General features: G+C 71.5%; 19 protein-coding genes. 11 read left to right on the top strand and 8 right to left on the bottom strand.

Features of this window, described 5'->3' with window-relative positions; all coding sequences use genetic code 11:
- Positions 1–178: 178 nt before the first annotated feature.
- From ACILQS_RS01840 to ACILQS_RS01830, 3 genes are all read right to left on the bottom strand, one after another.
- On the bottom strand, positions 179–1,798 hold the full coding sequence (locus ACILQS_RS01840) for an MGH1-like glycoside hydrolase domain-containing protein (RefSeq protein ID WP_395638393.1): 1,620 nt from the start codon (positions 1,796–1,798) through the stop codon (positions 179–181).
- A 71-nt stretch (positions 1,799–1,869) separates the two neighbouring features.
- Positions 1,870–3,198, bottom strand: coding sequence for an ABC transporter substrate-binding protein (locus ACILQS_RS01835; RefSeq protein ID WP_395638392.1), 1,329 nt, complete (start codon positions 3,196–3,198; stop codon positions 1,870–1,872).
- A 134-nt stretch (positions 3,199–3,332) separates the two neighbouring features.
- A complete protein-coding gene (locus ACILQS_RS01830) occupies positions 3,333–4,337 on the bottom strand; it encodes a LacI family DNA-binding transcriptional regulator (RefSeq protein ID WP_395638391.1) in 1,005 nt (334 codons plus the stop codon).
- Between the two features lie 143 nt (positions 4,338–4,480).
- Between ACILQS_RS01830 and ACILQS_RS01825 the strand changes: the two genes are divergently transcribed.
- From ACILQS_RS01825 to ACILQS_RS01795, 7 genes are read left to right on the top strand one after another with little or no spacing between them, the layout of a single operon-like run.
- Complete coding sequence (locus ACILQS_RS01825; protein WP_395638390.1) at positions 4,481–5,437, top strand: carbohydrate ABC transporter permease; 957 nt, start codon at positions 4,481–4,483, stop codon at positions 5,435–5,437.
- Positions 5,427–6,326 (top strand): carbohydrate ABC transporter permease, encoded by a 900-nt coding sequence (locus ACILQS_RS01820; protein WP_395638389.1) that lies wholly within the window; start codon positions 5,427–5,429, stop codon positions 6,324–6,326. The genes ACILQS_RS01825 and ACILQS_RS01820 overlap by 11 nt, the downstream gene beginning before the upstream one ends.
- Before the next feature lie 10 nt (positions 6,327–6,336).
- Positions 6,337–7,683: a Gfo/Idh/MocA family protein gene (locus ACILQS_RS01815; protein WP_395638388.1), complete on the top strand. Its 1,347-nt coding sequence runs from the start codon at positions 6,337–6,339 to the stop codon at positions 7,681–7,683.
- Positions 7,680–8,579: an NAD-dependent epimerase/dehydratase family protein gene (locus ACILQS_RS01810; protein WP_395638387.1), complete on the top strand. Its 900-nt coding sequence runs from the start codon at positions 7,680–7,682 to the stop codon at positions 8,577–8,579. The genes ACILQS_RS01815 and ACILQS_RS01810 overlap by 4 nt, the downstream gene beginning before the upstream one ends.
- Positions 8,572–9,507 (top strand): 5-dehydro-4-deoxyglucarate dehydratase, encoded by a 936-nt coding sequence (locus tag ACILQS_RS01805; RefSeq protein ID WP_395638386.1) that lies wholly within the window; start codon positions 8,572–8,574, stop codon positions 9,505–9,507. The genes ACILQS_RS01810 and ACILQS_RS01805 overlap by 8 nt, the downstream gene beginning before the upstream one ends.
- Positions 9,504–10,574 (top strand): mandelate racemase/muconate lactonizing enzyme family protein, encoded by a 1,071-nt coding sequence (locus ACILQS_RS01800; protein ID WP_395638385.1) that lies wholly within the window; start codon positions 9,504–9,506, stop codon positions 10,572–10,574. The genes ACILQS_RS01805 and ACILQS_RS01800 overlap by 4 nt, the downstream gene beginning before the upstream one ends.
- Positions 10,571–11,986: an aldehyde dehydrogenase (NADP(+)) gene (locus tag ACILQS_RS01795; RefSeq protein ID WP_395638384.1), complete on the top strand. Its 1,416-nt coding sequence runs from the start codon at positions 10,571–10,573 to the stop codon at positions 11,984–11,986. Before ACILQS_RS01800 ends, ACILQS_RS01795 begins: the two co-directional genes overlap by 4 nt.
- Positions 11,987–12,071: 85 nt before the next feature.
- Here ACILQS_RS01795 and ACILQS_RS01790 read toward each other — a convergent pair whose 3' ends face one another.
- From ACILQS_RS01790 to ACILQS_RS01780, 3 genes are read right to left on the bottom strand one after another with little or no spacing between them, the layout of a single operon-like run.
- Positions 12,072–13,241, bottom strand: a complete 1,170-nt coding sequence (locus ACILQS_RS01790; protein ID WP_395638383.1) for a GDSL-type esterase/lipase family protein — start codon at positions 13,239–13,241, stop codon at positions 12,072–12,074.
- A 36-nt stretch (positions 13,242–13,277) separates the two neighbouring features.
- Complete coding sequence (locus ACILQS_RS01785) at positions 13,278–14,600, bottom strand: MFS transporter (RefSeq protein WP_395638382.1); 1,323 nt, start codon at positions 14,598–14,600, stop codon at positions 13,278–13,280.
- Positions 14,597–15,016: a MarR family winged helix-turn-helix transcriptional regulator gene (locus tag ACILQS_RS01780; protein WP_395638381.1), complete on the bottom strand. Its 420-nt coding sequence runs from the start codon at positions 15,014–15,016 to the stop codon at positions 14,597–14,599. The genes ACILQS_RS01785 and ACILQS_RS01780 overlap by 4 nt, the downstream gene beginning before the upstream one ends.
- A gap of 81 nt (positions 15,017–15,097) precedes the next feature.
- Here ACILQS_RS01780 and ACILQS_RS01775 point away from each other — a divergent pair, with 81 nt between their 5' ends.
- Positions 15,098–15,970, top strand: a complete 873-nt coding sequence (locus ACILQS_RS01775) for an alpha/beta hydrolase (RefSeq protein WP_395638380.1) — start codon at positions 15,098–15,100, stop codon at positions 15,968–15,970.
- Positions 15,971–16,021: 51 nt separating this feature from the next.
- Here the strand turns inward: ACILQS_RS01775 and helR are convergent, their stop codons facing one another.
- Positions 16,022–18,136, bottom strand: coding sequence for an RNA polymerase recycling motor ATPase HelR (helR, locus tag ACILQS_RS01770; protein WP_395638379.1), 2,115 nt, complete (start codon positions 18,134–18,136; stop codon positions 16,022–16,024).
- A gap of 113 nt (positions 18,137–18,249) precedes the next feature.
- Between helR and ACILQS_RS01765 the strand changes: the two genes are divergently transcribed.
- Genes ACILQS_RS01765 through ACILQS_RS01755 form a run of 3 tightly spaced genes read left to right on the top strand, consistent with a single transcriptional unit; the run spans position 18,250 to position 21,096 of the window.
- On the top strand, positions 18,250–19,299 hold the full coding sequence (locus ACILQS_RS01765; RefSeq protein WP_395638378.1) for a biotin/lipoate A/B protein ligase family protein: 1,050 nt from the start codon (positions 18,250–18,252) through the stop codon (positions 19,297–19,299).
- Positions 19,300–19,303: 4 nt separating this feature from the next.
- A complete protein-coding gene (locus ACILQS_RS01760) occupies positions 19,304–20,332 on the top strand; it encodes a FecCD family ABC transporter permease (RefSeq protein WP_395638377.1) in 1,029 nt (342 codons plus the stop codon).
- Positions 20,329–21,096 carry a heme ABC transporter ATP-binding protein gene (locus ACILQS_RS01755; RefSeq protein WP_395638376.1) on the top strand — a complete coding sequence of 256 codons (768 nt, stop codon included), beginning with the start codon at positions 20,329–20,331 and terminating at the stop codon, positions 21,094–21,096. The genes ACILQS_RS01760 and ACILQS_RS01755 overlap by 4 nt, the downstream gene beginning before the upstream one ends.
- A 50-nt stretch (positions 21,097–21,146) precedes the next feature.
- Here the strand turns inward: ACILQS_RS01755 and ACILQS_RS01750 are convergent, their stop codons facing one another.
- Positions 21,147–22,451: an MFS transporter gene (locus ACILQS_RS01750; protein ID WP_395638375.1), complete on the bottom strand. Its 1,305-nt coding sequence runs from the start codon at positions 22,449–22,451 to the stop codon at positions 21,147–21,149.
- Positions 22,452–22,469: the final 18 nt, after the last annotated feature.

Here is a 22,469-nt window from a genome sequence, read left to right as displayed (position 1 = left end):
GGGCCCGATTCCTCCCCCTCGAGGAGACGGAGAACGGGCTCACCCTCATCACCGCGGGTTGAGTGCCGGGCGTAGCCCGGTGTATCGAAACCCGCCTCCGAGTAACCCGGATAGTGGGTTTCGATACACCGCCCGCGGGCGCGGTCGGCACTCAACCCGCGAAGGGGCGCGACGGGACTCAGGCGCGGGGCGGGGTGAAGCCGGGAGAGGTGCGTGCGCCCGTGGCGAGGTCGACGACGTCGTTGGGAGCCAGGGTCAGCTCCCGCGAGGTGTCCCCGAGGGCGAGCACCCCCGACACCGCAGCGGCGGCGAGACCGACGACGGCGGTCGGCATCCCGGCGCGGTCGGTGACGAGCCGCCAGCCGCGGGGGAACTCCGCCAGCAGCGACCCGGCGCGGAACACCACGACGCGCGCGTCGTCGGCGGCGAGCTCGAACCGCACCCCGTCGACCACCCGCGCGTACGCCACCGCAGACGCCGAGGCGCCGTGCTCGAGCCGGGTGGGCGGCATCCCGCTGAACCAGAGCTGCCCGTCGGGGCGGGGCAGGATGCCGGCGTGCCGCTCGATCGCGTCGAGGAACCAGAGGATCGACGGCGAGTAGTGGTCGGTGAACCCGGGCGCTCCGCTCCACGGGTCGAGGCACTGCGGGAACCGGTCGGCGAGGGCGACGGCGGCGAGCACGGGGGCGGCCGTGAGCGCGAGCTCGGCGACCCGGCCGTGGTGCTCGAACGGATGCGGCGACCGGATCAGCGAGAGGAAGTTGACCGGGCCGCCCCACGAGTTGCGACCGGCGTCGGCGTCGAATCGCGGGTCGTCGAGGGCGAGGGAGGTGAATCCGTAGTGGGCGAGGAACTTGCCGGTGTGCATCAGGTAGCGCTCGAGCGCGGCGGCGAAGAACGCGTCGTCGCCGATCTCGCACTCGAGTACCCGCAGCAGCACGTCGGACTGCACGCGGCGCAGCTCCCCGGTCGCGTCGCGGTCGTAGAAGATGCCGTCGGTCTCGTCGAAGCACTGGGCGAAGAGGGACTCCGCGGAGGCCGCCGCGGCCGCGCGCCACGGGGCGCCGTCGAGGCCGAGTTCGGCGGCGATGAGGGCGAGGTAGCCGCGCTGCGCGGCGACGTTCGCGGTGAGGTCGGGGGCGACGAACGGCACCAGCGGGTTCGTCGGGTCGACGCGGGTGGCGTCCCCGAGCGGCCGGTCGGGCACGAACCAGAAGCGCGGCGACATGTCGTGCCCGGTGTCGAAGGTGCCGAACGCCTCCACCCCGCCGGTGCCGCGGGTGTCCCGGAACTCGGCGAGCCAGGCATCCATGCGGGCCATCGCGTCGAACATCCGCCGCAGGTAGTGCCGGTCGCGGCCGGTGGCGAGGTAGTGGTTCCAGACGGTGCGCGCGAACGGCGTCACGATCTGGATCTGGAAAAAGCCCGGCCCGTCGTCGACGACCTTGTACGGGATGAGCCCGTCGTCGCGCTGCGACGTCGCGAACTGCTCGCTCGTCGCGCGGGCGACCCTCGGGGCGAAGCGGGTGAGCACCTCGGTGCTGATCGAGCCGGTGCTCTCGATCCAGGTGCCGGGGTAGGCCGGACCTTCGGTGAGCACGGGGGCGCCGTCGCCGGAGGCGAGCGGGCGGATGCACGAGTCGAGTTCGACGAGGGCCTGATCCCAGCGCGCCTCGAGGGGTCCGCCGAGCGCCGCGAAGCCGACGCCCTCATCGACGAGCCCGTCGCGGAGCGGGCCGTCGGGAGCGGCGAGGTCGCGGCCCCGGAGCCGGGCCAGCGCATCGTCGAGAACGGTCACGGAATCATCCTTGCGTCAAACGAAGAAGTGGGGCGGCTCCCGAGGGAACCGCCCCACCCGTCAGTGCGGAACTAGCCGCGCTCGAGGTCGGACGACAGGCTGTCGACCCACGCCTGAGCGGCTTCCTGCGGCGAGAGGCGACCGAAGAGCACCTCGGCCTCGCCGTTTTGCGTGTACTGGTTCATGTTGGCGCCGCCGTTCGGCTGCGGCGGGGCGACCTCACCGGAGTCGAGCACCGACTGCACGTACTCGGCAGCGGTGGCGCTCGGGCCCTCGAGGAGCGGGGCGACGACCTCGGCCGAGGCCGGGTTGAACGGCACGCCGCGGGTGTCCTTGATGAGCTCGAGTGCGGACGGCTCGGTGAGGAACCAGTCCATCAGCAGCGCCGCTGCGGCCGGGTGCTCCGACGCCGCGTTGATCGCCCAGAAGGCCGACGGCAGCAGCGCGACACCGGTCTTGTCGGTGTCCGACGGCGGGGTCAGGATGAGGGTCTCCCCGCCTCCCGAGTAGGTGCCGATCAGGTTGCTGTAGCCGAACGTGATCGCCGCCTGGCCGAGCGTGTAGAGCTGCTGGTCCGGCGGCAGCGCGACGCCGGCGGTGATGACCGTCGGGTCGGGCAGGGCGCCGGCTTCCTGCAGCTCGAGCTCGATCTCGTAGAACTTCGCGATCGTGTCGGCGTCGACGCCGAGCTCGCCCTCGGGCGTGTAGAGGCCGAACTCGGTCTCCTGCGCCGCGAAGGTGCCGATGATGTCGGCCGAGCGCATGTCGATGCCGTAGACCGGCTGACCCTGCGCGTTCGTCAGGCCGGCCGAGCCGACCTCGCCGGCGATCTCGACGAGGTCGTCCCACGTCCAGCCGTTCTCCGGGATGTCGACGCCCGCCTGCTCGAGGATGTCGACGTTCACGAAGGCCGCGGTCGCGTTGCCGCCGGTGGGCAGGCCGTACACGGTCCCGTCGACGGTCGCGCTGGTGAGGGAGAACTCCGGGTAGTCGGCGACGTGCGCGTACTCCTCGACCTCGGAGAGGTCGTAGAGCGCGCCGGCCGAGCCGTACTCCTGCGGCTTCGCGCCGCCGAGCGCGAACAGGTCGGGCGCGGTCGTGCCGCCGCCGCCGAAGTCGGTCGCGAGGCGGTTGAAGAGGTCGTCGGGGCTGCCGACGGGGGTCTGGGTCACCGAGACGTTGGGGTACTCGGCCTCGAAGGCGGTGATCACCTCGTCGAAGAGCGCGGCACGGTTGTCGTCACCCCACCACGACATCTCGAGGGTGATCTCCTCGTCGGGGTCGAACGTGGGGCCGCTGGGGGCGTCGGTCTGGCTGGTGCATCCGGCCAGGACGATCGTCCCCGCCAGGGCGGCTCCGAACGCCGCCTTGGCGGCCGTGGAGCGTGCTGTACGCGTCATTGCGCCTCTTGTTTCTCTCGTGGTGGCGGGCCACCGGGGATGTGGGTTCGGTGTCCGACGCGTGCGGGACCTCGTCGTGAAACCGCTTTCACGGAAAGTAGCAGCGAGTTCCGCGACTGTCAATCGCGGCACGCTCAGGCTCGCGGGGCCGCGGTGGAGGCCCGCAGCTCGAGCCGCGGCTGGAAGACGACATCCGCGTCGGGCTCCTCGCCGTCGAGCAGCGCGCGCATCCGCTGCCAGGCTTCGGCGCCGAGTTCGGTGTGCGGAACGGACGCCGTCGTGAGGGTCGGCGTCGTGTAGCGGGCGAACGGGATGTCGTCGAAGCCGGCGACCGAGACGTCGTCCGGCACGCGGACGCCGAGTTCGAGCAGGCCGTTCATCAGCCCGATCGCGACCAGGTCGTTGTAGGCCAGCGCCGCCGTCGCCCCCGAGTCGCGCACGCGTTCCGCGGCCGCGACGCCGTCCTCGCTCGTGAAGCCGCCGGGGATGCGATCGATCGTCACGCCCGGAGTCGAGCGCTCGAACTCGTCGAGGGCGCGCAGCCGGTAGCGGTTCGAGACGCTCCGCTCCGGACCGCCGAGGTAGATCAGGTGACGGTGGCCGAGGTCGTGCAGGTGCTCCGCGAGATTGCGCACGCCCGACTGGTAGTCGACCGACAGCGACGGGACGTCGATCTGCGGCATGGCCCGGTTGATCAGCACGAGCGGGCGGATGCCGGCGGCGTGCACGATGAGCTCGTCGTCGGGCATGCGGGGGGCGCAGAGCACGACGGCGTCGCAGCGGCGCCGCACCTCGTCGACGAGGAGGGGCTCGTCGTCGGGCGACTCGACCGAGTCGGCGACGAGCACGCGATAGCCGTCGCGGGCCGCCGACTTGCTGAGGCTCGAGAGGATCGCCTGAAAGGCCGGGTTCGCGAGATCGGGCACGACGAACGCGATCGCGCGGGTGCGTCCGAGCGCGAGACTGCGGGCGTGGTGGTTGGGCGTGTAGGCCAGGGCGACCGCCGACGCGCGGACGCGATCCGCGACCGCGGGATCGCCCACGAACCGGTTGTTGAACACCCGCGAGACGGTCGCCGGGGAGACCCCCGCGTGCTCGGCGACCTCGGCGATCGTCGCCGTGTCGGATCGGCGTGCCACCCGAGCCCCTTCCGTCGACGCTGAAGGCCCAGGATAGTGGGGGCGCGGGCCGCGTTTGACGATCCCGGTCTCGCGGGTCATAATCGTTCGACGTTCGAGAAACCGCTTTCTCGAACATTCCGTACGCCGACGAGGAGGTTGACGTGAGCAGTCTCGGTGAACTGCGGTCGCTCGCCCTCGGGCGACGTGGACGCGGCCCCAAGCTCAAAGAGAAGACACCCGACAACAAGGCCGCCTACCTGTTCCTGGCTCCGTGGATCCTGGGCATCGCGACCTTCACCATCGGCCCGATGCTGGCGTCGCTGTACCTGTCGTTCACCGACTACAACCTGCTGAAGTCGCCGATCGACGACCCGCCGCCGTTCGTCGGTCTCGACAACTACGCCTTCATGCTGCAGGACCCGTCGTTCTGGAACGCGTTCCGGGTGACCGTGACCTACGTCATCGTCTCGGTTCCGCTCCAGCTCGCCGTGGCCCTCGGTCTCGCCCTGCTGCTGGACAAGGGCATGCGCGGTCTGCCGCTCTACCGTTCGATCTTCTACCTGCCGAGCCTGCTCGGCGGCTCGGTCGCGATCGCCATCCTCTGGCGCCAGGTCTTCGGCAAGGACGGCATCTTCAACGGCTTCCTCGCCATCTTCGGCATCGACGGCCCCGGCTGGATCGGGCATCCGGACTACGCGCTCGGGACGATCATCATCCTGCACGTCTGGACCTTCGGGTCGCCGATGGTGATCTTCCTCGCCGGGCTCCGGCAGGTGCCGGAGATGTTCTACGAGGCGGCGGCGATGGACGGCGCGGGGCGCATCCGCCGCTTCGTCAACATCACGCTGCCGCTGCTGACGCCGATCATCTTCTTCAACCTGGTGCTCCAGATCATCTTCGCGTTCCAGACCTTCACGCAGGCCTACGTCGTCTCCGGCGGAACCGGCGGGCCGGCGGACTCGACGATGTTCTACACGCTGTTCCTCTACCGGACCGGCTTCCTCCAGTACGACATGGGTTACGCCTCGGCGATGGCCTGGTTCCTGCTGATCGTGATCGCCGCCTTCACGGCGTTCAACTTCTGGCTCTCGAAGTTCTGGGTGTTCTATGACGACTGAAACCGCGCTCCCGCCCCTCGCGACCCGCCCGACCGCGCGCTCCAGCGCGTCGTACCGGCGCCGCCGCATCGGATCCTCGATCGCCAAGCACGCGGGCCTCATCCTGCTCTCGGTCGTGATGATCTATCCGCTGCTGTGGCTCGTCGTGTCGAGTTTCAAGCCGAACGATCAGATCTTCCGCGACCTCAGCCTGTTCACGACCGACCTGACGATCGAGAACTACGTCAACGGCTGGAACGACCTCCAGTTGCCGTTCGGCGCGTTCCTGGCGAACTCGAGCATCATCGCCATCGGCGCGATCCTCGGCAACCTGATCTCGTGCTCGCTCGCGGCCTATGCGTTCGCACGGCTGAAGTTCACCGGCAAGCCGATCCTGTTCGCGGTCATGCTGATGACGATCATGCTGCCGTTCCAGGTGGTGCTCGTGCCGCAGTTCACGATCTTCAAGGAGCTGGGCTGGCTCAACACCTTCCTGCCGCTGATCGTGCCGAAGTTCCTCGCGACCGACGCCTTCTTCGTCTTCCTCATGGTGCAGTTCATCCGCGGCATCCCGAAGGAGATCTTCGAGGCGGCGCGGATCGACGGCGCCGGCCACTTCCGCAGCTTCGTGCAGATCACGCTGCCGCTGATGGTGCCCGCACTCGCGACGACCGCGATCTTCACCTTCATCTGGACGTGGTCGGACTTCTTCGGCCCGCTCATCTACCTCCGCATTCCGGAGACGTTCCCGGCATCCGTCGCCCTCAAGGGGTTCCTCGACGTGCAGTCGAGCTCCGACTTCGGGTCGATGTTCGCGATGTCGGTCGTCTCGCTCATCCCTCTGTTCATCGTCTTCCTGGTCGGTCAGCGCTACCTCATCAAGGGCATCGCAACCACCGGGATCAAGTAGTCGGACTCCCATGACCCGCCACCGCTACGCCCTCGTCGGCGTGGGCTCCCGTGCCCAGATGTACCTCGACGCGATCGCCGGCGACCACGCCGACGTCGCCGAACTGGTCGCCTGGTCGGACCCGAATCCCGGCCGCCTCGACTGGTCGCTGGCCCGCGTCCCCGCCCTCGGCGACCCGGTGCGGTTCGACGCCGCGCGGCTCGCCGATGTGGTGCGCGAGCAGGCGATCGACCGGGTGATCGTGACCTCGCCCGACTTCACCCACGCGGAGTACCTCGTCGCCGCACTCGACGCGGGGGCGGACGTGGTGGTCGAGAAGCCGCTCACGACGAATGACGAGGGGGTGCGCGCGATCGCCGAGGCGGTGGCCCGCACGGGCCGTTCGGTGACGGTCACGTTCAACTACCGCTACGCGCCGCGCAACACCGCGCTCAAGCAGCTCATCGCGTCGGGCGAGATCGGCACGCCGACCTCGGTGCACTTCGAGTGGGTGCTCGACACCGCGCACGGCGCCGACTACTTCCGTCGCTGGCACCGCGACAAGGCGAACTCCGGCGGGCTGCTCGTGCACAAGTCGACGCACCACTTCGATCTCGTGAACTGGTGGCTCGACTCGCTCCCGACCCGGGTGTTCGCCAGCGGCGGCCTCCGGTTCTACGGCGCCCAGGCCGCCGCGGAGCGCGGACTCGGGGAACGGCCCGAGCGCGGCACGACCGACTCGCCGCTGCGCGACGGGTTCAGCCTCGACCTGCGCCGTGACGAGCTGCTGCGCGGCCTCTACTACGAGCAGGAGTCGCACGACGGCTACCTCCGCGATCGCGACGTCTTCGATCCGGGCATCACGATCGAAGACAACCTGTCGCTCGTCGTCGACTACGCCGCCGGAGCGACGATGTCGTACTCGCTCAACGCGCACGCGCCGTGGGAGGGCTACACGGTCGCGGTGAACGGCACGAAGGGCCGCGCGGAACTCACCGTCGTCGAGCGCGGCGCCGTGCTGCTGGATGCCGACGGCCACGCGGTCGTCGACCCGTCGGCCCGACCCGACGACGTGATCGCCGAGGACACCCGCCCCGTGGGCGAGCGCCTCGTGCTGCAGAAGCACTTCGGCTCCGCGGTCGAGGTGGAGATCCCCGTCGGCGACGGCGGCCACGGGGGCGGCGACTCGCTGCTGCTCGCCGAGGTGTTCGCCGGCCCGACCGGCGATCCGCTCGGCCGCGCCGCGACCTGGACCGACGGCATCCGCTCGGTCGTCGTCGGTCTCTCCGGCAACCGCTCGCTCGAGACCGGGCAGGCCGTGCGGCCGCGCGATCTCGACCTCGGGCCCGCCCTGGCCGAGCTGGAGGAGCGGTCGTGAAGTACCTCGTCACCGGGGGTGCCGGGCGGCTCGGCCGCAGCGTCGTCGCCGTGCTCGCGGCCGCCGGTCATGAGGTGACGTCGGTGGATGTCGCCACCGTCGACGGGCTCCCCGCGCAGCAGGTCGTCGCCGACCTCGCCGCCGACGGGGTCGCCGCGGCTCTCGTCGCCGAGCACCGACCCGACGGCATCGTGCACCTCGCCGCCATCCCGTATCCGGGACTGCTGCCCGATGCCGAGACGTTCGCGATCAACACCGGCCTCGCCTTCGCGGTGCTCGAGGCCGCGGCAGCCTCCGCGGTCGGCGGCGTGCTGCTCGCGTCGAGCCCGACGGTGATGGGCTACGGCGCTCCGTCGGGGTGGCGGCCCGACTATCTGCCGCTCGACGAGAAGCACCCGGTCGCGCCGTGGAACGGCTACGCCGCCTCGAAGGTCGCCGTCGAGCAGCTCGGGGCGATGTTCGCCCGCCGCGACCCCTCCGGCCCGCGGATCGGATCGTTCCGCCCGTGCTACGTCATCGCGCCCGAGGAATGGGCCGGCGCGCCGACCCAGCAGGGGCACACCATCCTCGAGCGGCTGGACCACCCGGCGCTCTCCGCGGTGGCGTTGTTCAACTACGTCGATGCCCGGGATGTCGGCGACTTCGTGCTGCGCTGGTTCGAGCGCGCGGCCGAGCTGCCCAACGGCGGGGTGTTCTTCGTCGGCGCCCCCGATTCGCTCGTGCGCGGCCCCGTCGGGCCCGCCCTCGCCGAGTTCGTCCCCGCGGCGGCCGACGCCGCCCGGGCGCTCGACGCGGAGTCGGCGGTGTTCTCGAGTGCTCTCGCCGAGCAGCTTCTCGGCTGGCGGGCGACGCGCACCTGGCGCACCGAGCTGAACAGGATGGTCGAGAATGCCTGAGTCGTCGAACGTGCCGAGCCTGACCTTCGCCGACGGCGTGCTGTTCTTCCCGGTCACCGCTTTCGGTGCCGAGGGCGCGGTCGACCCGGTCGTCACCGCCGCCCACGTGAGCGCGGGCGTCGACGCCGGCCCGGGCGGCGTGTTCGCCGTCTGCGGCACGGGGGAGTTCCACGCGCTCGGGATCGACGAGTACGAGGTCGCGCTCGCCGCCGGCATCGCCGGCACGGCGGGACGCGTCCCGGTCGTCGCCGGCGCCGGAGGCGCCCTCGGACACGCGCTCGCCTGCGTGCGCACCGCCGAGCGGCTCGGGGCCGACGGCATCCTGCTCATGCCGCCGTACCTCGTCGCCGGGCCGCAGCACGGCCTCGTCGCCTATGTCGAGGCCGTGCTCGCCGCCACGTCGCTGCCCGTGGTCGTCTACCACCGCGGCTCCGCGAGCCTGAGCGTGCCCACGGCCGCGAAGCTCATCGCGAACCCGCAGGTCGTCGGCATCAAGGACGGTGTCGGGGATGTCGCGCTCGCGCAGGCGTTCGTGCTCGAGGCCGAGCGGGCGGGACGCGGCGACCTGCTGTTCTTCAACGGGCTGCTCACCGCGGAGCTGAGCCAGGCGGCGTACCGCGCGATCGGGGTCCCCCTCTACTCCTCGGCGGTGTTCGCGATGGCCCCGCAGATCGCGAACGCGTTCTACCGCGCGTACGTCGCCGACGACCTGACCGCCCAGCGACGGCTGCTCGACGGGTTCTACGCGCCGCTCGTGCGGCTGCGCGACGAGACCCCGGGATTCGCGGTCGCGCTCATCAAGGCCGGGCTGCGCCTCGCCGGACGCGAGGTCGGTCCCGTGCGTCCGCCGCTCGCGGATCCCGACGAGCGGCAGACCGCGCGGCTGCGCGAACTGCTCGCGATCGGGCACGACCTCGCCGCCTCGTGAGCACCCTCGTCCGGGTCGACACCCGGCTGCGCCGCATCCCGCTCACCCGCCCGTGGGGGCCCGACGTCACGGAGATCCACGTCGTCGCCGTCGACGTGCACGACTCGGACGGCGGCGTCGGGCACGGGTTCTCGTGGACGCCGTCGATCGGCGCCCGCGCGGTGCAGGCGATGCTCGACGACCACCTCGCTCCCGCCGCCCTCGGCCGTCCCGCGGACCCCGCGATCTGGCCGGGCCTCTGGGAGCACGTGCACGAGGCGGGCGGGGGCGGCGTCACGACGATCGCGCTCGCCGGGATCGACCTCGCGCTCTGGGATCTGCGCGCGCGGCGGGCGGGGGTCGGCATCCCGGAGCTTCTCGGTCGGCGGCACGATCGCCAGCCGGCCTACGGCTCGGGGGTGAATCTGCACTACCCGCTCGACGACCTCGTCGCGCAGGTGCGGCGCTGGGTCGACGCCGGGTTCTCGGCCGTGAAGATCAAGGTCGGCAAGCCCGACCCGCTCGAGGACCTCGACCGGCTTCAGGCGGTGCGCGCGGTGCTCGGCGACCGCGGCCTGATGATCGACGCCAACCAGCGCTGGGACGTCGACCGGGCGGCGACCGCGCTCGAACTCTTCGCGCCCGTCGATCCGCTCTGGATCGAGGAGCCGCTCCGCGCCGACGACCTCGCCGCCCACCGCGAGTTGCGGCAGCGCACCGGCGTCCCGATCGCGCTCGGCGAGAACGTGCACACCCTCCACCGCTTCCGCGACTTCCTGGATGCCGGGGTGGTCGACGTCGTGCAACCGAACGTCGTCCGCGTGGGCGGCATCACCCCGTTCCTGACGATCGCCGACCTCGCGCGCGAGCGCGGCGTCGAGCTGGCGCCGCACCTGCTGCCCGAACTGTCGGCCCAGCTCGCGTTCGCGCTACCCGAACGCACCTGGGTCGAAGACGTCGAGGAGGCCGGCTTCGGCGACCTCGGGGTGCTCGTGGCGCCGTCGGGCGTCGTCGTCGAGGACGGCTGGGCCTCGGGAGGACCGGCGCTCGGGCTCGGGCTGCAATTCACCGAAGGAGACCCCTCATGACCGACGTCGACACCGCCGCCACCTCCGCGGCCCGGGCTTTCGAGGCCACCCGCTCCGCGAGCGACGCCGCGCGCGCCGGCTGGCTCACCGCGATCGCCGACCGCCTCGACGCCGCCGCCGACGAACTCGTGGCGATCGCCGACGAGGAGACCGGGCTCGGCGAGACCCGCCTGCGCGGCGAGGTCGCCCGCACCACGGGACAGTTGAGGATGTTCGCGGCCGTCGTCACCGAGGGCTCCTACCTCGAGGCGACGATCGACCACGCCGTGCCCGACGCCACCCCGCCGCGCCCCGACCTGCGGCGCATGCTCCGGCCGACCGGGCCGGTCGCGGTCTTCTCGGCCTCCAACTTCCCGTTCGCGTTCTCGGTGGCGGGGGGCGACACCGCCTCCGCGCTCGCCGTCGGGTGTCCGGTGATCGTCAAGGCGCATCCGGGGCATCCTCGGCTGTCGCGGCGCACGGCGGATCTGGTCACGGAGGCGCTCGCCGCCGCCGGAGCGCCCGCCGGGGCCTTCGCCCTCGTGGACGGGTTCGAGGCCGGGCTGGAGCTCGTCGACCATCCCGCGATCACGGCCGTCGCGTTCACCGGGTCGCTCGGCGGGGGTCGCGCCCTGCACGACCGCGCGGCGGCGCGCCCCGCGCCGATCCCGTTCTTCGGTGAACTCGGCAGCATCAACCCCGTCGTCGTCACCGCGGAGGCCGACGCCGCCCGGGGTGCCGAGCTCGCGGCCGGGTTCGCCGGCTCGTTCCAACTCGGCGCGGGCCAGTTCTGCACGAAACCCGGCGTCGTCTTCCTGCCCGAGGGCTCCGCGCTCGAGGCGGCGCTCGCTCCGCTCGTCGGCGCCGACACCCCGCGGATGCTCACTCCCTCGATCGCCGACGGATTCCAGTCGGGCAGCGAGCGGGTCGAGTCGGTGCCCGGTGTCTCCCTCGTGGCGGGCTCGACGGGTGGGCCGGCCGTCGCGGTCACCGATGTCGCGACCCTCCGCGCCCATGCCGACGAGCTGCTCGCCGAGGTCTTCGGGCCGTTCGCGCTGCTCGTGCGCTACGCCTCGCGCGCCGAGCTCGCCGACGCGCTCGACGAGCTCGAGGGCAGCCTCACCGCGACCCTCCACGCCGCCCCCGACGAGCCGGTCGACGACCTGCTGCCGCGGCTCGAGGCGATCGCCGGACGGGTGCTGTTCGCCGGCTGGCCGACGGGGGTCGCGGTCACCTGGTCGCAGCACCACGGCGGGCCGTGGCCGGCGACGACCTCCCAGCACACCTCCGTCGGGGCGACCGCGGTGCGGCGCTTCCTGCGTCCGATCGTCTATCAGGATGCGCCCGACGCGGTCCTGCCCCCCGCCCTGCGCGACGCCAACCCCCTCCGCATCCCCCGCCGCATCGACGGAGTCCTTTCCCCCGCGGGTTGAGTGCCCGCGCGCAGCGCGGGTGTATCGAAACCGCCCCCGGGTTCCTCGGCGGTGGGTTTCGATACACCGCGCTGACGCGCGGCACTCAACCCGCGGGGGTGGCGGCGAGGAACGCGCGGCCGAGGGGATGCCCGGGGTCGCGCGCGAGGGCGACGAAGCGGCGCGCCATGAGGTCGTACCCCGCCGGGTCGGGATGCAGGCCGTCGTAGAGGTGGTGCACGTCGTCGGGGCCGAGCAGGTCGCGCCCGTCCATCCCGAACAGCCGCGGGTCGTCGGTGCGGGCGGCGAGCACTTCGGCGATCGCGTCCCGGGTGGCCGAGAGCGAGAGGGCGCCGGCATCCCCCGGTCGTGAGGTGCCGGTGAGTCGTCCGTTCTCGTCGAGACGCCGCGGCCCGGGGAGGTCTTCGAACCCGGGGCAGGAGATCGCCGAGATGACGACGATCGGCACCTCGGGATGCGCGTCGCGCACCGTGTCGAGGAAGCCGTGCAGCGCGGGCCCGAAGACGCGGCGCCGCATCGCATCCCCGGTGACGATGTTGATGCCGAAGCTCAGGGTGATGACGTCGGCGTCGAGGCGCGCGATCGCGCGCGCGACAGGCGGGTCGATCATCGCGTTGCCGCCGAAGCCGAGGTTGGTGCCGGCGAGCCCGAGGGCGCGCGCCGCCTGCGCGGGCCAGGTGGAGCGGGCGTCGGCGGCATCCCCACCGTGGCTGATCGACGATCCGTGGTGCACCCAGCGGGGAAGGGTGAGCGTCGGAGCCGCGACGACCTCGGCGGTCGCCTCGAGGGCGAGGATGCGCACGCCGGCGTCGGCCGGCAGCCAGAGCACCACCTCCCGGGGCTCCGACGCGGAGCCGAGCGTGAGTTCGAGCATGGACTCGACCGCGGCGCCACGTTCGAGCGGGGCGTCCTTGCGTTCGGCGACGAGGGCGGTCGGGTCGGCCACGGCGCGGTCGACGACGACCCCGTCGATCTCGGCGAGCACTTCGGCGCGGGAGACCGCGTGGTCGAGGTGTGCCATCACGTACCGCGTGAAGACGGCGGTCAGCCGCAGTCGGTCGGCCGCGGTGACGAGCCGAAGCCGCACTCCGCTGGTGAACTCGGCCATGAGCGCGAGCCCGTCGGGTGACCGGCGCAGGAGGTCGGGATGCAGGCGCAGCGGCGTGATCCCCTCGGGCGCGGTCTGCACGGCGGCGACGCCGGTGAAACCGCTTTCCAGCACGGCCGTCGACACAGGAACCCACGCATCCGCCATGGCTCCATCCAACCAGGCGCCCGCGCGCCGGTCGCGTTAGACCTTCGTGGTCTCGGCCTCCACGATCGCGATCTCGGTGGTCGCGAGCTCGCGGCCGAACGAGCTGTTGCCGTACTCCACCCGTAGCGGCCAGACGCGCCGCACGAATCGCAGGCGCACCTGCCGGGTGCGCACGAAGAAGGCGGCAGCGATCACCGCGGCGAGCAGGCAGCCGGCCGCGCCGACCAGCAGGGCCCAGCGCGGTCCGGCGACGTTGGCGATCGCGCCGAGCAGCGGCGCGCCGATCGGGGTGCCGCCGAAGAGCACCGCGAGGTAGACCGCCATCACCCGGCCGCGGAACGCGGGGCTGGTCATCGTCTGCACGTAGCCGTTCGCCGTGGTGAGCATCGTGAGCGACGCGAAGCCGGTGACGACGGCGGCGGCGGCGAACGTGACGAGGTTCGGCGCGGCGGCGCAGGCGACCAGGCCGAGCGCCAGCCCGGCACCCGCGATCGTCACGGTGCGCAGGCGGGGGCGTTCCCGGCGGGCGGAGAGCAGTGCGCCGATCACCGACCCGACCGCCATGATCGACGACACGATGCCGAGGGCTTCCGGCCCCGCCTCGAATTCGATGCGCACCATCGTCGCCAGGAAGAGCGCGAAGTTGAGTCCGAAGATGCCGATGAGGAACACCACGACGAGAACCAGACGGATGTCGGGTCGTTTGCGCAGATAGCGCAAGCCGTCGCGGAATCCGCTCGCCGAGCGCGGCGACCGCCGTCGCTCCGTGAAGTCGTCGCGGCGGAGCAGGCCGAGCACGAGGATCACCGCGAGGTAGGTGGCGGCGTTGATGAAGAACACCCACCCGGTGCCGATCGCGGCCACGAGCAGCCCGGCGAGCGCGGGGCCGATCAGCCGCGCGCTGTTGAAGGCCGTGGCACCGAGGGCGACGGCGTTGCCGAGCCGGTCGACGGGTACGAGATCGCTGACGAAGGCCTGCCGCGCGGGGGCGTCGAAGGCCGACGCGATGCCGAGGGCGAGGGCGAAGCCGAACACCATCCAGAGTTCGACGACCCCGGTGACGGTGAGCACGCCGAGGCCGACCGCGAGCACCGCCATCGCGATCTGCGTGACGACGAGCAGCGCCCGACGGCTGACCCGGTCGGTGATCACGCCCGCGAACGGGGCGAGCAGCAGTTGGGGCCCGAAGTTGAGGGCCATCGTCAGCCCGACGGCGCTCGCGTCGTCGTCGGTGAGCTCGGTCAGAACGAGCCAGTCCTGCGCGATGCGCTGCATCCACAGTCCGACGCTCGAGACGAGGGTGCCGGCGAACCACAGTCGGTAGTTGCGCACGCCGAGGGCGCGGAACATCGCGCTCATGCGCCGGCGAGTTTTCGCAGAGCAGGCAGGGCGGTCTCCAGCGCCGCGCGCTCGTCGGCGGTGAGGGCGGCGAGTTCGTCGGAGAACCAGGCCGAGCGCAGCCGCCGCGTCTCGGCGAGCAGTGCCTGGCCGGCGGGGGTCAGGGTGACGCGCACCTTGCGGGCGTCGTCGGTCGCGCGCTCGCGCACGGCGAAGCCGGCTTCTTCGAGCCAGTTGACGGTGCGGTTCATCGACGGCGGCGTGATGTGCTCGAGGGCGGCGAGTTCGGTCGGCGTGAGCGGACCCCGCATCTCGACGTGGAACAGCACCGAGAGCTGGGAGTCGCCGAGGTCGCCGTCGGCCCGGTTGCTGCGGATGCGCCGGGCGACGCGCTGGAGCACGATCCGCAGCTCGTCGTCGTTCTCTCGGCGTGCCACGATCGTTAGCCTAACTCATTAGCAACGCTAACTGCTTGGCGCTCGGGGAGGTCTTACGATGGGCCTCACGAGGAGGCACCGATGCCGAAGTTCACCGCCGCGCGGGGCGACTACACGTTCCAGGATGCCGAAGGCGTCAGCATCCATTACTACGTCTGGCGGGCGGGCGCGCCGAAGGGCGTCGTGCAGATCGTGCACGGGGTGGGCGAATACGCGACGCGCTACGAAGACCTCGCGCAGGCTCTCGTCACCGCCGGGTACACCGTCTACGCCGGCGATCTCCGCGGGCACGGCCAGACCGGTCTCGAACAGCACGGGTCGGACCTCACGAAGATGGGCAAGCTCGGCCCGGGCGGGGTGAAGGCGATGATCGCCGGCATCCGGCAGCTCTCGGGCATCGCGCACGACGAGCATCCGAAGCTGCCGCTCGTGCTGCTCGGTCACAGCCTCGGCTCGCTGCTCGCCCAGCGGATGCTCAACGACGACGCGAGCCCGTACACCGCGGTCGTGCTCTCCGGCACCGCCTACCGCACGCTCATCCACATGAACGGCGGCGACCTCTCCAAGCGGCACCGTCCGCCCGGCGGCGGCGTCGGCACCGAGTGGCTGAGCCGCGACCCCGACGTGTGGACGCGCTTCGACGCCGACCCGCTCACCTTCGACGCGAAGGTCGCGAAGCTGTTCGGCGTGCGCGAGGCGCTCGGCCTGATGGGGCGTCCGACGAAGCTCAGCCGCGACCTGCCGATCCTCATCCTCATCGGCGAGGAGGACCCGCTCGGCGGACCGCGCAGCGTCGAACTTCTCGCGCGGGCGTACCGCCGGCAGGGACTCTCGGATGTCGTGGTGAAGATCTACGAGGACGGCCGCCACGAGATGTTCAACGAGATCAACCGCGACGAGGTGATCGCCGACCTCGTCGCCTGGCTCGACGCCCACCTCGCGCCCGCCGCGTAGCCGCCCACCTCGCGGGTTGAGTGCCGCCGCAGGCGGTGTATCGAAACCCCGCTAGCTGAGCACCACCAGGCGCTCGGTCGTGCGGGTCATCGCGACGTAGCGGTCGACCGCCCCGAACTGCTCGGGGTCGACGAGCACGACGAGGTCGAACTCGAGCCCCTTCGCGCCCGCGGGGGTGAGCGAGCGCACCCGCGTCGTGGCCTCGAACGCCGGGTCGCCGATGACCACCGCGACACCCTCGTCGTGGGTTTCCTCCCACCGACTCAGGATGCTGGCGAGCTCCGCACGCGTCCCGTGGTGCACCGGAACCCCGTTCGACCGGATCGACGTGGGCACGTTGGCATCCGGCAGCGCCGCGCGGATCACCGGTTCGGCCTCGGCCATCACCTCTTCGGGCGTGCGGTAGTTGACGGTGAGCGAGGCGACCTCGACGTTCGGGATGCCGACCCGCGCCAGCCGTTCGGCCCACGACTCGGGGAACCCCGCGCGTGCCTGCGCGCGGTCGCCGACGATCGTGAAACTGCGCGACGGGCAGCGCCGCAGCAACATCGCCCACTCGGCATCCGTGAGCTCCTGCGCCTCGTCGACGACGATGTGCGCGAACGGTCCGGCGAGCAGGTCGGGGGCATCTCCCGCGAGTTCGGCCTCGTCGATCAGCGACTCCCGGGCGTCGGTGCCGGTGAGGATCGACATGAGCCCTTCGCCGTCGTCGAGGTCCATCGAGGCGACGAGCTGGTCGACGACGCGGTCCATCCGGTCGCTCGCCGCGGCGAGGGCGGCTTCGCGCTGACGGCGCCGGCGGGGTTCGTCGGGGTCGCCGATGCGGTGACGCGCGGCGTCGAGCAGCGGCAGGTCGGCGGTCGTCCAGGCACGGGCGTCGGCCCGCTGGAGGTCGGCGATCTTGGCCTCGCTCAGCCAGGGCGCGCACGCCCGCAGGTACGACGGCACCGAGAGCAGGTCGGCGACGACGCCCACCGGGTCGAGCAGCGGCCAGGCGCGGTTGAACGCCGCACGCAGGTCGCGACTCTGCTGCAGGGAGGCCCGCGCGCGCACATCCTCCTCGCCGAGGTCGCGGTGCACGATCTCGAGCAGCGCGTCCCAGACCTGCCGCCGCGCCTGGTTGTGCGAGACGCCGGGCTCGGCCGACTCGAACGCGTCGGCCCAGTCGTCGCGCGTGATCTCGACCCGCGCCCAGTCGGTCTCGACGAGCAGCCCGGTCGCCGGCGGCCGCTCGTAGCCGCGCACCGCGTTCTCGAGCGCCCGGCCCAGGTCGCCCGACGCCTTGAGCCGCGCGGCCGCGGGGGTGTCGTCGCCGGCCGCGACCCCTTCGGGAACGAGGTCGCGCAGGGTGGAGATCTGCACCCCGTCTTCGCCGAGACTCGGCAGCACGTCATCCACGTAGGAGAGGTAGGCGGCGCTCGGCCCGACGAACAGCACGCCGCCGTGCCGCCGCGACAGCCGGGCGTCGGAGTAGAGCAGGTACGCGGTGCGGTGCAGCGCGACGACGGTCTTGCCGGTGCCCGGTCCGCCGTCGACGACGAGGGCCCCGCGGGATCCGGCGCGGATGATGGCATCCTGATCCGCCTGGATGGTGCCGAGCACGTCGCGCATGCGGCTCGACCGTCCCGCGCCGAGGCTCGCGATGAACGCCGACTGGTCGTCGAGCGCCGCCGCGTGCGACAGGCCTTCGTCGGTGAACACCTCATCCCAGTAGTCGGTGATGCGGCCCTGGGTCCAGCGGTAGCGGCGGCGGCTGGCGAGGCCGCGCGGGTCGGCGTGGGTGGCGCCGAAGAACGGTTCGGATGCCGGCGAGCGCCAGTCGATCAGCAGGCGTTCGCCGTCGGGTCCGTTGAGTCCGAGGCGTCCGATGTACACCGGAGCGCCCTCGGCCGGCACCATCCGCCCGAGGCAGAGGTCGAGCCCGAACCGGTGGAGGGTGCGCAGCCGCGACGACAGTCGGTGCACCTCCTGGTCGCGGTCGAGGGCCTTCTGCCCGTCGCCGGCCTCCATCCGCAGGGTCTCTTCCAGGCGCGACGTGAGGTCGGCGATCTGCTGCTCGAGGGTGGCGGCGATCCGGGCGAAGTGCTGCTCGTCGTCGCCGATGAGCGCCGGGTCGGATTTGGCGACGAGGCGGTCGGGCAGGGCGAAAGCGGATGTCACGAGCATCGAGTCTGTGCCATCGGAGGGCTCTCGCGCCCTTTCCGGCGCAAAACCCTTGCGCGGGTTGAGGGCCGGCGCAGCCGGTGTATCGAAACCCCCACCTCGTTAGGCTTACCTTCGTGCACGGCGAGTTCAAGGTCCCAGGCGGCAAGCTCGTCGTCGTCGACCTCTCGGTCACGGGCGGCCGCCTCACCGACGTGCGCGTGTCGGGCGACTTCTTCCTCGAGCCCGACGAGGCCCTCGCCGCGATCGATGCCGCGCTGACCGGCCTGCCGGTGGAATCCGACGCGAAGACCATCGCCGCCGCCGTGACGGCCGCACTGCCCGAGGGCGCGACGATGTTCGGCTTCTCGGCCGAGGCCGTCGCGACGACCGTGCGCCGCGCCTTGCAGCGTGCGACGTCGTGGTCCGACTACGAGTGGCAGATCGTGCAGCCGGGTCCGCTCGACCCGCTCATGCACCTCGCGCTCGACCAGGTGCTCGCCGAGGAGGTCGGCGACGGCCGGCGCACGCCGATGCTGCGCTTCTGGGAGTGGGCGTCCCCGGCGGTGATCATCGGCAGCTTCCAGTCGGTGCAGAACGAGGTCGACCCCGTGAACGCCGAGAAGTACGGCTTCCCGGTGGCCCGCCGCATCTCCGGCGGCGGGGCGATGTTCATCGAACCCGCGAACGCCGTCACCTACTCGATCTACGCCCCGGCCGACCTCGTGCAGGGCATGTCGTTCGCCGACTCCTATGCCTTCTTCGACGAGTTCGCCGTGCAGGCGCTGCGCGACCTCGGCATCGAGGCCTCGTACGTTCCGCTCAACGACATCGCCAGCCCGCAGGGCAAGATCGGCGGCGCCGCCCAGAAGCGTCTCGGCAACGGCGGGGTGCTGCACCACGTCACGATGGCCTACGACATCGACGGCGACCGCATGGCCGAGGTGCTGCGCATCGGGCGCGAGAAGCTCAGCGACAAGGGCACGAAGTCGGCGGCGAAGCGCGTCGACCCGCTCCGCAGCCAGACCGGGCTGTCGCGCGCGGAGATCATCGACAAGATGATCGACACCTTCCGCGGACTGCACGGGCTCACCGAGAGCACTCTCACCGACTTCGAACTCTCCCGCGCGCAGGAACTCGTCGAGACCAAGTTCGGCACCGACGAGTGGCTGTACCGGGTTCCGTGATCTGGTGAAACGTGTCGTCGTCGGCCTGAGTCTGGCCGCCCTGCTGATCGCGGGCATCCTCGGTTCCGCCCTGCTGGGGCAGTTGCCGGTGCAGCCGACCGAGGTGATCGGGTCTCTGCTGCGGGCGGTCGGCATCCCGAACGACTGGGCGCCGGATGACCCGATCATCGAGTCGGCGCTGTGGATCGTGCGGTTCCCGCGCATTCTGATGGCGATCGTCGTCGGGGCGGCGCTCGCCGCGGCGGGTGCCGTGATGCAGGCGATCTTCGGCAACCCGCTCGCCGAGCCGGGCGTCGTCGGCGTCTCGTCGGGGGCGGCCCTCGGTGCCGCGACGGCGATCGTGCTCGGACTCAGCGCGTTCGGCGATTACGCGATCGCGCTTTTCGCGTTCGTCGGCGGACTGCTGGCGACTCTGCTCGTCTACTTCGTCTCACGCGCGAACGGGCGCACCGAGGTCGTGACCCTGCTGCTCACCGGTATCGCCGTGAACGCGTTCGCGAGCGCCGGCCTTGCCTTCGCCCTCTTCGCCGCGAGCACCGCCAGCCGCGAGCAGATCATCTTCTGGCAGCTCGGTTCACTCAACGGCGCCCTCTGGAACGAGGTGCTCGTCGTCGCGGTCGTCGCCGTGATCGGGGTGGCCGTCGCGGTGCTGCTCGGTCGCCGCTACGACCTGCTGTCGCTCGGCGAACGCAACGCCCGCCACCTCGGCCTCGACGTCGAGCGCCTGCGCCTCGTCTCGATCGTCGTCGTCGCCCTGCTCACCGGAGTCGCGGTCGCGTTCGTCGGCATCATCGCCTTCGTCGGACTCGTCGTGCCCCACGTCGTGCGCATGCTGCTCGGCCCGCAGCACCGGTCGCTCATCGTCTACTCCGCGTTCGGCGGCGCGGTGCTGATGCTCGCCGCCGACCTCCTCGCGCGCACCATCGTCCCCGGCGCGGAACTCCCCATCGGGATGCTGACCTCCCTCGTCGGCGGACCGTTCTTCTTCTTCCTCCTCTGGCGGCAGCGTCGCCGGTCGGGAGGGTGGGCATGATCTCCGCGACCTCCCTGTCGGTCGAGCTGGATCGCCGCGTCGTGCTGTCCGACGTCTCCCTCGACGTGCTCCCCGGCGAGGTGCTCGCGCTCGTCGGCCCGAACGGCGCCGGCAAGTCGACGCTGCTCTCCGTGCTGTCGGGGGAGCGGGTGCCCACCTCCGGTCTCGTCGAGGTCTCCGTCGACGGAGTGGGCCGCGACATCCAGACGTTCTCGGCGTCGGAGCTGTCGCGCATCCGCTCGGTGCTCACGCAAGACAACGCGCTGTCGTTCCCGTTCCGCGTGGGCGACGTGATCGCGATGGGCCGCGCGCCGTGGACGCGCACGTCGGAGATCGCGCAGGACGCGCTCATGATCCAGTCGGCGGCGACGCAGGCGGATGTCGCGCACCTCGCGCATCGGCGGTTCACCGAGCTGTCGGGCGGGGAGCGCGCGCGGGTGTCGCTCGCGCGGGTGCTCGCGCAGGACACCCCCGTCGTGTTCCTCGACGAGCCGACCGCCGCGCTCGACCTGCGGCATCAAGAGGATGTTCTGCGCATCGCGCGTTCGTTGGCTGCGGCCGGTCGGGCCGTGGTGCTCGTCGTGCACGACCTGTCGCTCGCGGGTGCGGTGGCCGATCGGGTGGCGTTGCTGTCGGCCGGGCGGCTCGTCGCGGTCGGATCGCCGGCGTCGGTGCTGACGGCGTCCGCGATCTCGGAGGTCTACGGGTTGTCGGTGCGGGTCGTGGATGTCGACGGGCGACCGCTCATCGTTCCCGAAAGGTAGAGGTTCGGCGCGGTCGGAGCTCGCCCCCAGCCTGGGTCGGCAACCGGCCGTTACCCGTTGATCGGCGCGACGGGCCCGAGCGTCTCCTGGCTCGACGGGTCGATCTCGCGCTGCTCCGGGTCGAGAGGGTTCTCGATTTCGTCGCGCGGGAGTCGCCCGACGAGGATCGCGATCGCCGCGAGCACGACCGGGATCGCGCCCGCGAGGAGGAACGTCGGGGCCGTGCCGATGGCCTCGCCCACCGGTCCGGCGATTGCCATCGAGACGGGCATGAAGAGCAGCGAGACGAAGAAGTCGAGGCTCGAGACGCGGCCGAGCAGGTGCGGCGGCACCCGGCGCTGCAGCAGCGTGCCCCAGATCACGGTCGCCCCCGAGAACGTGAAGCCGACGACGAAGACGGCGATCGCCATCACCCACAACTGGTCGGTGATGCCGATCACGACGAGGGGAAGGCATCCTGCACCCCACATCAGGTTCATCCAGGTGAGGTAGCGCCGCGGCAGCTTGAAGGATGCGATCACGACCGATCCGACCGCGCCGCCGATGCCGAACGCGGCGAGGACGAGGGCGAACGAGCCCGCGTCACCGCCGGTTTGGTCGAACACCGCGAAGGGCAGCAGCACTTCGATGGGTCCCATGACGAGCAGCACGAGGAGGCTCGCCAGGAGCAGCGTCGTGAGCAGCCACGGGGTGCGGAACATGTAGCCGAATCCGCCCCCGATGTCGGAGAACAGGGCGCGGATCGGGTCGCCGCGCTGTGCGTCGAAGTCGCGGCGAACCGGGGTGGTGCGCAGCGCGAGCAAAACGGCGATCGCGACCACCTGTGACCCCACGATGATGGCGAACGCCAGCCCCGGCGACGCCAGACCCACCGCGAGGGCTGCGACCGCGGGGCCGGCCGCCTGCATGACGGCCGGCCGCAGCACTCCTTCGAACCCGTTCGCGGCGAGCAGGTCGTCGGCCGGCAGTACCGAGGGCAGCAGCGCGGAATAGGCAGGGTAGAAGAACCCTTCGGCGATGCCGATCACGAAGGCGGCGACGGCGAGGTGCCAGAGCTCGAGGTTGCCGGTGAGCGCGAGCGCAGCGATTGCGCCGATCAGGAGCGTCTTGGTGACTTCGACGCCGATCAGGATGAGCTTCTGCGGCACGCGGTCGGCGAGGACCCCGCCGAACAGGACGGCGATCAGCATGCCGATCGCCCCGCCGGTCGCGGCGTAGGACAGTTGGATCGGGCCGCCGCCGAGGTCGCGCACCTGCAGGACGAGCGCGATCACCCAAACGCCGGCTCCGAACAGTGACATCGAGAGCGCAGTCGCGAGGATGCGGTACTGACCCGTGCGGAACGGGCGCAGCACGCGGGGCAACCTGGTCTG

The sequence above is a fragment of the Pseudolysinimonas sp. genome, from assembly GCF_044239695.1.
GTDB lineage: Bacteria > Actinomycetota > Actinomycetes > Actinomycetales > Microbacteriaceae > Pseudolysinimonas_A.
This window is presented reverse-complemented; position numbering and strand designations above follow the sequence as displayed.